General features: G+C 71.1%; 7 protein-coding genes and 3 pseudogenes. 4 read left to right on the top strand and 6 right to left on the bottom strand.

Annotation, left to right across the window (positions count from 1 at the left end; translation table 11 throughout):
* A pseudogene (locus AC1DP0_RS11805) lies at positions 1-226 on the bottom strand (AraC family transcriptional regulator); the annotation flags it as partial.
* Entirely contained in the window at positions 223-2,121 is a 1,899-nt protein-coding gene (gene metG, locus AC1DP0_RS11810) for a methionine--tRNA ligase (RefSeq protein WP_478084761.1), read from the bottom strand. The gene metG and the pseudogene AC1DP0_RS11805, both read right to left, overlap by 4 nt.
* Positions 2,122-2,201: 80 nt before the next feature.
* On the opposite strand from metG, the gene AC1DP0_RS11815 reads away from it, so the two are divergent.
* The gene (locus AC1DP0_RS11815; protein WP_478084762.1) at positions 2,202-2,633 is read left to right on the top strand and encodes an SRPBCC family protein; all 432 of its coding nucleotides are present in this window, start codon (positions 2,202-2,204) and stop codon (positions 2,631-2,633) included.
* Positions 2,634-2,715: 82 nt separating this feature from the next.
* On the opposite strand, the gene AC1DP0_RS11820 is transcribed toward AC1DP0_RS11815, so the two are convergent.
* Entirely contained in the window at positions 2,716-3,141 is a 426-nt protein-coding gene (locus AC1DP0_RS11820; RefSeq protein WP_478084763.1) for an OsmC family protein, read from the bottom strand.
* A 150-nt stretch (positions 3,142-3,291) separates the two neighbouring features.
* Positions 3,292-4,122, bottom strand: a complete 831-nt coding sequence (gene rsmI, locus AC1DP0_RS11825) for a 16S rRNA (cytidine(1402)-2'-O)-methyltransferase (protein WP_478084764.1) — start codon at positions 4,120-4,122, stop codon at positions 3,292-3,294.
* Between the two features lie 132 nt (positions 4,123-4,254).
* Here rsmI and ppc point away from each other — a divergent pair.
* Positions 4,255-7,092: pseudogene (ppc, locus tag AC1DP0_RS11830) on the top strand (phosphoenolpyruvate carboxylase); the annotation flags it as partial.
* 42 nt (positions 7,093-7,134) lie between these two features.
* On the opposite strand, the gene AC1DP0_RS11835 reads toward ppc, so the two are convergent.
* Complete coding sequence (locus AC1DP0_RS11835) at positions 7,135-8,136, bottom strand: helix-turn-helix transcriptional regulator (RefSeq protein ID WP_478084765.1); 1,002 nt, start codon at positions 8,134-8,136, stop codon at positions 7,135-7,137.
* A 62-nt stretch (positions 8,137-8,198) separates the two neighbouring features.
* Here AC1DP0_RS11835 and AC1DP0_RS11840 point away from each other — a divergent pair, with 62 nt between their 5' ends.
* Together AC1DP0_RS11840 and AC1DP0_RS11845 are read left to right on the top strand one after the other, a co-directional pair.
* Entirely contained in the window at positions 8,199-8,774 is a 576-nt protein-coding gene (locus tag AC1DP0_RS11840) for a DinB family protein (protein WP_478084766.1), read from the top strand.
* A gap of 17 nt (positions 8,775-8,791) precedes the next feature.
* Positions 8,792-9,400 carry a DinB family protein gene (locus tag AC1DP0_RS11845; RefSeq protein WP_478084767.1) on the top strand — a complete coding sequence of 203 codons (609 nt, stop codon included), beginning with the start codon at positions 8,792-8,794 and terminating at the stop codon, positions 9,398-9,400.
* Positions 9,401-9,777: 377 nt separating this feature from the next.
* On the opposite strand, the pseudogene AC1DP0_RS11850 reads toward AC1DP0_RS11845, so the two are convergent.
* Positions 9,778-10,187: pseudogene (locus AC1DP0_RS11850) on the bottom strand (dienelactone hydrolase family protein); the annotation flags it as partial.

Below are 10,187 nucleotides of genomic sequence, written 5' to 3' on the forward strand. Positions count from 1 at the left end.
CCTCGATGGCCTCCATGGTGAAACGGATGCCGTCCAGCTCGCAGCAGACCTGTACGAGCCGCGTCACCCCGAACGACCGGGCTCGCTTGATGGCATCGGCCACGTCGAACGGCTCGTCGCCCTCGCGCGTGATGTCGAGGTGGACGTGGTTGTCGACGACGTCGATGGGCAGCGGGTCCGGCAGGTGATCAGGCAGGCCCCGCTGCCCCGACGCGTGGGGCGTCATGCGGTCGGTGCCTCGTCGGTGCCCTCGACCCGCTTCGGGGGGGCCATCTTCGGGGCGGCGAGCGGGTCGGTGTGATGCCGCGTGCCGCCCGGGGCGGTGTCGCCGAGGCGGGCCCGTTCGTCCTCGATGACCTGCTCGGGGTCGAGCTTGACGAAGACACCGGACGGCTTGGCGATGGGCGTCCCGACGACGACGGGCCGCGACTGCCAGCTCGGGGTCGAGGAGTACTCGCCGGTGATGACCGGGTAGCTGCGCGCGTCGTCGTCGAGGTCTCGGACGACCTCGAGACGGGGCATCGGCATGAGCTCCCCCTGCCCGCCGAGCACGGCATGGACCCGGTTCGCCGCGTGCGGCAAGAAGGGTGAGATCAGCGTATTGATGTCTGAGACTGCCTGGACCAGGGTGTGCAGCACCGTGGAGAGCCGCTCGCGCTGGTCGTCGCCCTTGAGCTTGAACGGCTCGGTCCTGCTGACGTAGGCGTTCGCCTCACCCACGACCCGCATGACCTCCGCGAGGGCGGCCTTCTGACGGTGCCGCTCGAGTGAGGCGCCGACGGTCGCGAAGGCACCCTCCACGGTCGCGAGCAGCTCCTCGTCCACGGGCTCGACGGCATACGGCCTCGGGATCTCGCCGAAGCTCTTCGCGATCATCGCCGCGGTGCGGTTGACGAGGTTGCCCCAGCCGGCGACGAGCTCGCTGTTGTTGCGCTGGACGAACTCGGCCCAGGAGAAGTCGGCGTCCTGGTTCTCCGGGCCGGCAGCGCAGATGAAGTAGCGGATCGGGTCGGGGCCGTAGCGCGCGACGATGTCCTGGACGTAGATCACATGCTTGCGCGAGGTCGAGAACTGCTTTCCCTCGAGCGTCATGAACTCGCTCGCGACGACCTCGGTCGGCAGGTTGAGCTCGCCGTACACGCCCGGCACGCCACCGCGCTCACCCTTCCCGGCGTATCCGAGCAGCTCCGCCGGCCAGATCTGGCTGTGGAAGGTGATGTTGTCCTTGCCCTGGAAGTAGTACGAGACGGCGGACGGGTCGTTCCACCACGCGCGCCAGCGCTCGGCGTCACCCACCCGGCGGGCCCACTCGATGGACGCCGAGAGGTAGCCGATGACGGCGTCGAACCACACGTAGAGCCGCTTGCTGGGGTTGTCCTCCCAGCCCTCGAGGGGGATCGGGATGCCCCAGTCGATGTCGCGGGTCATCGCGCGCGGGCGCACGTCCTTGAGGAGGTTCTTGGAGAACTTGATGACGTTCGGGCGCCACGTGCCCGAGGCCTCCCGGCCGTCGAGCCACTCCCCGAGCGCGACCGCCAGTGCCGGCAGGTCGAGGAAGAAGTGCTGCGTCTCGATGAACTGGGGCGTCTCGCCGTTGATCTTGCTGCGCGGGTTGATCAGCTCGTCGGCGTCGAGCTGGTTGCCGCAGTTGTCGCACTGGTCGCCGCGGGCCTCGGGGAAGGAGCAGATGGGGCAGGTGCCCTCGATGTAGCGGTCGGGCAGGGTGCGACCCGTCGACGGGCTGATCGCGCCACGCGTCGTCTGCTCGACCATGTAGCCGTTGGCGTGGACCTGACGGAACATCTCCTGAACGACGGCGTAGTGGTTGCGCGTCGTGGTCCGGGTGAAGAGGTCGTAGGAGAGGCCGAGGTCGGTGAGGTCCTGGGCGATGACGGCGTTGTACTTGTCGACGAGCTCCTGCGGCGTGAGGCCCTCCTCCTCGGCGAGGACGAGGATCGGGGTGCCGTGCTCGTCGGTGCCGCTCACCATGAGGACGTCGTGCCCGGCCATCCGCATGTACCTGCTGAAGACGTCGGAGGGCACACCGAAACCGGCCACGTGGCCGATGTGGCGCGGGCCGTTGGTGTACGGCCAGGCGACGGCAGACAGAACATGACTCATGCGGTGAATCCTAGGTGGGCACCGGACCCCGACGCGCACGAGATCTGGCGCCGGCCGCAGGAGAGGAGTAGGACGGACGGATGACTGGTCACGTGGCACGGGCAGAGGTCATCGTCGAGGCGCATCCGACGGTGGTCTGGGGGGCACTCACCGATCCCGAGCAGGTGCGGTCGTGGATGGTGGGCACCACCATGACGACCGACTGGCAGGTGGGCGGCCCCATCACATGGCAGGGCGAGATGAACGGCAAGCCCTACGAGGACAAGGGAGAAGTGCTCGAGGTCGAGGAGGGGCATCGGCTCTCGATGACGCACTACAGCCCGCTCATGGGGCAGGAGGACAAGCCCGAGAACTACCACACGGTGACGTACACGCTCACGCCGACGAGGGACGGGCGCACGACCGTGGCCCTCGAGCAGGACGGGAACGAGTCCGCCGAACAGGCCGAGCAGTTCTCGCAGGCCTGGCAGGGGATGCTCGAGTCGCTGAAGTCGGTCGTCGAGTCGGACTGATTCGGCGCCCGTGAGCAGCTTGCACCACAACCACGTCGGCGCCGCCCCACACGGGACGACGCCGATCCGGGATGCGAGCTCGTCAGCCGAGGCGCGCCTCGAGGGTGATCGGGACGGCCTTGAGGGCCTGGCTCACGGGACAGTTCGCCTTGGCGTCCTCGGCAGCGGCCTGGAAGTCCTCCGCCGACATGCCGGCGACCTCGCCGACGACGCTCAGAGCGATCGCGGTGATGCCCGTGCCGGGGACGAACGTGACGTTCGCCGTGGTGTCCAGCGTGGTCGGCGGCGTGCCGGCCTGGGCGAGACCGTTGGACAGGGCCATCGAGAAGCAGGACGAGTGAGCGGCTGCGATGAGCTCCTCCGGGCTCGTCTTGCCGTTCGACGACTCCGCCCGCGAGGGCCAGTTGACGTCGTAGGTGCCGATGCCCGAGCTCTCGAGGCTCACCTGTCCGGAGCCCTCGAACAGCGAGCCCTCCCAGTGCGTGCTGGCGGTGCGGGTGGTAGCCATGCCGTGCTCCTTCGCTGTGCTGTCGACGCGGCCGGACGGGTCGCCGGCCTCCGGAGAGTGAACTACTGCAGCCTGACCCGCTGTTCCCCGGCGGGCAAGCAGTTCGCCGGTCGAGACGGGCGGTGACGGACCCGATGAGGTCCGAGGACGTCAGCGCGCGGCGACCGAGGCGTCGTAGAGCGCCTTCTTCGACAGCCCCGTGCGCGACGCGACGTCGGCAGCGACGTCCTTGAGCCGCTCCCCCGCATCCACCCGAGTGCGTATGCCGGCAACAGCCTCCTCGAGGGAGGGCACCACCCGCTCGGCGCCCGCCACGACGACCGTGATCTCGCCCTTGACGCCGTCCTGCGACCAGGCGACGAGCTCGTCGAGCGTGCCACGCCGGACCTCCTCGTAGGTCTTCGTCAGCTCGCGGCACACGGCTGCCCGACGGTCGGGCCCGAAGGCGTAGCGCATCGCCGCGAGCGTCTCGGCCAGCCGGTGCGGCGCCTCGAAGAAGACGATGGTGCGCCGTTCGTCGGCGACCTCGGCGAGGACCCTGGCGCGCTCCCCGGGCTTGCGCGGGAGGAAGCCGTCGAAGCAGAACCGGTCGACCGGCAGGCCCGAGACGGCAAGAGCCATGAGGACCGCGCTCGGCCCGGGGACGCACGTCACGCGCACTCCGGCCTCGACCGCCGCCGCGACCAGACGGTAGCCGGGGTCGGAGACCGACGGCATCCCGGCGTCGGTGACGACGACGACGCGCTCCCCCGCGACGAGTCGGGCGACGAGGTCCGGGGTGCGAGCGGCCTCGTTGTGCTCGTGGTAGCTGATGACGGACCCGGTGGGGGTGACGGCGAGGTCGGTGAGCAACCGGCGCAGACGTCGGGTGTCCTCTGCCGCGACGACGTCGGCGGTGGCCAGCTCGTGCGCCAACCGCGGTGCGGCGTCCCGCGGGTCGCCGATCGGGGTGGCCGCCAGGACCAGGGTTCCGGTGCTCATGGCGTCATCCTCGCAGGGCCGCTCACGCCCCGGCGGCGACACCTGTCCACGTGGTGGTCTCCCGTATCCACTGAGCGGTCCCCATCGTGGACTCGAAACGCTCGTGAAACGTCGACGCGGTACGACAGACCCATGAGCACCAAGAGCCGCAGCGACACGACCGAGCAGCTCCTCGAAGCCGACCGCCGCGAGCCGAACGTCGCGACGTTCGCCTCGGGCGTCTCGTCGGCGCAGCAGCACACCGCGCTCCGAGCCTCCGTGCGACAGCTCGGCACGCTGCTCGGGGAGGCCCTGACGAGGCACGAGGGGCCCGAGCTGCTCGCTCTCGTCGAGCGGGTGCGGGCTCTGGCCCGTGAGCCCGAGGACGTCGAGCTGCGCGCCCTGCTCGACGGTGTCGACGCTGCGACCGCCGTGGTCCTGGCCCGCGCGTTCACCGCCTACTTCCAGCTCGTCAACGTCACCGAGCAGCTGCATCGCTGGCAGGAGCTCAGCGCCGTCGACGAGGCGCCGCTCGCCGCGACCGTGCGACGCATCGGCGAGGCGCTGGATGCCGGCACCCTGGAGCGCGACGAGCTCGAGGACGTGTTGGCTCGGCTCGAGTACCGTCCCGTCTTCACGGCGCACCCCACCGAGGCGACGCGCCGCACGGTCCTCAACCTGCTCCGTCGCATCGCCGTGACCGTCGACGAGCTCGAGGACGCTCGCCGGCCGGCCACCGACGGACCGCGCGCGGAGCGCCGGCTCGCCGAGCTCGTCGACATGATGTGGCAGACCGACGAGCTGAGGATCGTCCGGCCGGAGCCCACCGACGAGGCGCGCACCGCTCTGCACACGCTCCGGTTCCTCGCCGACCAGGTGGTGCCCGACCTGCTCGCCGAGCTGGACCGGACGCTCGCGGGCATCGGCGTGCAGCTTCCTGCGACGGCCCGCCCCCTGCGTTTCGGCGCCTGGGCGGGCGGCGACCGCGACGGCAACCCCAACGTGACGCCGGCGGTCACCCTCGCGGTCATCGGCATGCAGCACGACGCCGGCATCGCCGAGCTCGTCGAGAAGCTCGACCACATGCTCCACGAGCTGTCGTCCTCGACCCGCTTCGTCGAGGTCACCGACGCGATGCGCGAGAGCCTCGAGCGCGACGCGCAGGCACTCCCGGTCACCTTCGACGCGGTCCGTCGCCTGAACGCCGAGGAGCCCTACCGGCTCAAGCTGAGCTTCATCCGCGTGCGCCTGCTCCGGACCCGGGACCGGCTCACCAACGGCACCGCGCACGAGCCGGGCCGCGACTACGCGACCTTCGACGAGCTGCTCGAGGACCTCGTGCTCATCCGTGACTCGATGCTCGCCGGGGGCGACACCCTGACCGCCGACGGCGCGATCCTGCGCTTGATCCGGACCGTGGTCGCCACGGGCACCGGCCTCGCCACGCTCGACATCCGTGAGCACAGCGCCAAGCACCACGCCGCCCTCGCCGAGCTCTACGACCGCATCGGCGAGCTCGACACCCCCTACGCCGAGCTCGACGCGTCGGCGCGCATCGAGCTGCTGTCGCGTGAGATGGCCTCGCGCCGCCCTCTCACCGGTATGGGTCTGCATGACGTGGGCGACGCGGCATCCGCCTCCCTCTCCCTCATGACGGCGATCGCGCGGGCCCTGGACACCTACGGCCCCGAGGCGGTCGAGACCTACATCGTCTCGATGACCCACGACGTCGACGACCTCTTCGCCGTCGTCGTCCTCGCCCGGGAGGCCGGGCTCCTCGACACCGGCGACGACACCACCCCGGCGACCGCGCGGATCGGTTTCGCGCCGCTCTTCGAGACCGTCGCCGAGCTCGAGGCTGCCGGCCCGCTGCTCGACGCGCTGCTCTCGGACCCGTCGTACCGCCGAGTCGTCGCGGCCCGGGGTGACGTGCAGGAGATCATGCTCGGCTACTCCGACTCCTCCAAGGACGCCGGAATCGCCGCGTCCCAGTGGCAGATCCACCGGGCGCAGCGCGCACTGCGCGACGTCGCCCGCCAGCACGGCGTCGTCCTGCGGCTCTTCCACGGTCGCGGTGGCTCGGTCGGCCGCGGCGGTGGCCCGACGGGCGAGGCGATCCTCTCCCAGCCCTACGGCAGCCTCGACGGCCCGATCAAGATCACCGAGCAGGGCGAGGTCATCAGCGACAAGTACACCCTGCCCGGGCTCGCTCGGTTCAACCTCGAGACCGCTCTCGCCGCCGTCCTCGAGGCGTCCGTGCTGCACCGGAAGTCTCTGCTGCCGCGGGACGTCCTCGACGGCTGGAACGGGACGATGGACCTCGTCGCCGGGCGCGGACAGGACGCCTACCGCGGGCTGGTCGGCGACTCCCGCCTCGTGCCGTTCTTCGTGTCGGCCACGCCCGTCGACGAGCTCGGCAAGATGAACATCGGCTCCCGCCCCGCCAAGCGACCCGGCGGGACCGGCGGCCTCGAGGACCTCCGCGCCATCCCGTGGGTGTTCGGCTGGACCCAGACCCGGATCATCCTGCCGGGCTGGTTCGGGGTCGGGTCGGGGCTCGCCGCTGCCCGCGAGGACGGCCGTGAGAAGACGCTGCGTGAGATGTACGGCTCGTGGGCCTTCTTCCGCACCTTCCTGTCGAACGTGCAGATGACGCTGGCCAAGAGCGACCTGGAGATCGCGGCGGGCTACGTCCGCACCCTGGTGCCCGACGACGTCGCCGGCATCTTCGACACGATCCGCGAGGAGCACGCCCGCACCGTCGAGGAGGTGCTCCGGGTCACCGGGCAGAAGGACCTGCTCGAGTCGGCCCCCGTGCTGCGCCGCACGCTGCACCTGCGCGACAGCTACCTCGCCCCCCTCCATGCGCTGCAGACGTCGCTGCTCGCCCGGTCGCGTGCGGTGCCCGAGGACGCCGAGCCCGACACGGAGGTGCGGCGAGCGCTGCTGCTGACGATCAACGGCATCGCCGCAGGGCTGCGCAACACCGGCYGAGCACGTATGCCGTCCCGCGTGTCGCGTGCGACCGCTCACTCACTCGCGGGGAGTGTCACCGGCCTCGCGCGCGCCTGCGCCACGGGCGGCTCGGAGCATCCGGGCCGCCTGCTCGCGCATGACGTCGCGCAGCTCCGGCGGGTCGAGGACCGTCAGCTCCCAGGGCAGCACCCCGAGGTGCATGGCCATCCACCCGAGGTGGTTGCCGCCCGCCTCGAAGATGCAACGGTGGGGACCGTCTGCCGTGACGGTCCCCACGGACGCGGGAATCTGCCTCTCCACCAACGACTTCGGCGCATCGATGCGCACCCGTGCGACATGGTCGTAGGCTCCGCCGGAGATGGAGCACTGCACGTGCTCGGCGGCGTCGGGCGCCTCCCGAGGCCTGAAGCGCCAACCGCGTGACTGCGCGTCGGTCATGCGGTCGAGTCGGAAGATGCGCCAGTCATCCCGGTCGAGGTCGAAGGCGAACAGGTACCACCGGCGTCCCGTGGCGACGAGGCGGTAGGGCTCCACGCGGCGTTCCCCCGAACCGCGCGGACCGGCATACGCGAAGGTGACCCGCTCGGTCTCCCGGCAGGCACGGGCGAGCAGGAGCAGGGTCGCGGCGTCGACGCGCTCGACGCCGCTGTCGAGGGTCACGGTAGCCTCGTGGATGGCCTCGACCTGGGCGCGCAGCCGGCCCGGCAGCACCTGGTCGAGCTTGGCCAACGTGCGCACCGCGGCCTCCCCCAGGCCCTCGACGGTGCCCCCGGCCGCGAGCCGGAGACACACGGCCACGGCGACCGCCTCGGAGTCATCGAGCAGCAGCGGCGGCAAACGTCGCCCGGCCCCGAGCTGGTAGCCGCCGCCCGCGCCGTGGGCGGCGTTGACCGGGTAGCCGAGGTCGCGGAGCCGTTCGACGTCGCGGCGCACGCTGCGCGTCGTGACGCCCAGGCGGTCGGCGAGCTCGGTGCCACTCCAGACCGGTCGGCTCTGGAGCAGGTCGAGCAGCCGGAGCACCCTGGCGGTGGTACCGGTGCCGTCGGACGAGGAGGACATGCCGTCGAGTCTGCCAGTCTCTCCGGACAGGAACTGTCCTACATGGGGAGCATCCTCGATCCATGACCACGACACAGACCGCCATCGACTGGACCTCCGTCCTCGTCGACCAGGCCGCCCGACACTGGACCAACCAGCTGCGCCCTCGCTTCGAGGGGCTCACCGACGAGGAGTACCTCTGGCAGCCCACCCCGGGAGCTTGGAACGTCCACCCTCGCGGGCAGGGCACGACCGAGATCCAGGGTGGCAGCGGAGAGCTGACCATCGACTTCACCCGTCCCGAGCCGGTCCCTGCGCCGATGACGACCATCGCGTGGCGGCTCGCCCACATCGTCGTGGGCGTGCTCGGTGCCCGCGTCCACAGTCACTTCGGCGGACCGGAGGTCGACTACCTCTCCTTCGCCTACGCCGGCACGGCGGACGAGGCGCTCGCCCAGGTGGACGCGGCCTTCGCTGCCTGGACCGCCGGCGCGCGGACCTGGGACGAGCCGGCGCTCGCGGAGCCCTGCGGCCCGAGCGAGGGTCCGTGGGCCGAGCACCCGCGCGTCGAGCTCGTGCTCCACATCAACCGCGAGCTCATCCACCACGGGGCCGAGATCGCCCTGCTCCGTGACCTCTATGCCCACCGCAACGACTGAGAGAGCAGGAACGAGCCATGGCAGCCCACGTCCCACCCGTCGCCGACGAGCGCGAGAGCCTCATCGCCTACCTCGACCAGCAGCGCGACGCGTTCGTCACCGTCGCCCACGGCCTGACGGAGGAGCAGATCCGCCTTGCCCCGACCGCCGGCACGCTGAGCATCGGCGGCCTCATCAAGCACGTCACGACCTGCGAGCGCGGCTGGACCGAGAGGATGGCCGCCGCGCCCGAGCCGCCGGTGCCGCCCGACCAGTCCGTCGAGCAGCAGGCCACCGCCTGGGGCGACGACTTCCGCGTCACCGACGGCGACACGCTCGAGTCGCTCGTGGCCGCGCTCACCGCGCAGGGAGACGTGACGCGTGAGGTCCTGCGCCACGCCGACCTCGGGGCCGCGGTGCCCGTGCCGCGTGACGCCCCGTGGTTCCCGAAGGACGTCGACGCCTGGTCGGTGCGCTGGGTCGCGATGCACCTCGTCGAGGAGCTCGCCCGGCACGCCGGGCACGCCGACATCATCCGCGAGTCGATCGACGGAGCGACGATGTACGAGCTCGTGGCGGCGCGCGCGGGCTGGCCCGAGACGCCGTGGCTCAAGCCGTGGCGCCCGGCAGCCGGCGCCCGCGCCTGACACGAGAAGCACTGCAGGACAAAGGCGAAGGGCCCTTGGGAGTATGAGTCTCAAGGGCCCTTCTGGTGATCGGTCGGTGGTGACGCTCCCGATCGACGTCTCGTCGTCTCCGGTCCCGGCCGCCTCGTCACCCGGCTGCCGCGGTGGGTTGCCCCACCGTGTGGACCCTCGTCTCCGAGTCGTCCCGCTCTCCCCGGAAGGAGGGCGTGAGAGAGTTCTATCCCCCGTCGCGCGGGCTTCGCAAGGTTTTCCGGAAAGTGGCCGTCGATCCACAGCCCACCGGGGTTTCGTCCACAGCCCCGGCTCCCTTCTCCACAGCCCCCGTGCGGTGATGCACAGCTTGTGCACCGAGGCTGTGGACGGGCCCCCCGGTTTCGTCAGAGGGCCTCAGGCGGCTCGGGTCGCACGAGCAGGCGCTCACGCAGGAAGTCGACGACCGCATCGACCGCCTCGGGGTGCCGGTGGTCCGTCAGCGTCGCGTGGCCCGAGCCCGAGAGCTCCACCCGGATRAAGCCGTCTCCGAGTGCCCGCTCGAGGGTGTCGAACCGGGTGCCCGTGACCCAGTCGTGCCGGTACCGCACCCCCAGCAACGGACATCCCCGGGCGACCCGCTCGGCGACGGCGACCAGGTCGTCGGGACTGAGATTGACGTCGGCGGCCCGCCTGGGGCCCAGCGGCAAGGGAGTGGCCGGCTGCGCGACGACGGGCGCCACGACGGCCGGCTCGACCATCATCGCCAGCGCGAACCCACCCGTGACGCACATGCCGACGACGCCGACTCCGGGAC

The organism is Terrabacter sp. P5_B1, assembly GCF_056400505.1.

Coding starts and splice junctions, on each gene's coding strand:
- rsmI (WP_478084764.1), bottom strand. CDS start 4,122: ATGAGCACCGGAACCCTGGTCCTGGCGGCCACCCCGATCGGCGACCCG.
- AC1DP0_RS11835 (WP_478084765.1), bottom strand. CDS start 8,136: ATGTCCTCCTCGTCCGACGGCACCGGTACCACCGCCAGGGTGCTCCGG.
- AC1DP0_RS11840 (WP_478084766.1), top strand. CDS start 8,199: ATGACCACGACACAGACCGCCATCGACTGGACCTCCGTCCTCGTCGAC.
- AC1DP0_RS11845 (WP_478084767.1), top strand. CDS start 8,792: ATGGCAGCCCACGTCCCACCCGTCGCCGACGAGCGCGAGAGCCTCATC.
- AC1DP0_RS11815 (WP_478084762.1), top strand. CDS start 2,202: ATGACTGGTCACGTGGCACGGGCAGAGGTCATCGTCGAGGCGCATCCG.
- AC1DP0_RS11820 (WP_478084763.1), bottom strand. CDS start 3,141: ATGGCTACCACCCGCACCGCCAGCACGCACTGGGAGGGCTCGCTGTTC.
- metG (WP_478084761.1), bottom strand. CDS start 2,121: ATGAGTCATGTTCTGTCTGCCGTCGCCTGGCCGTACACCAACGGCCCG.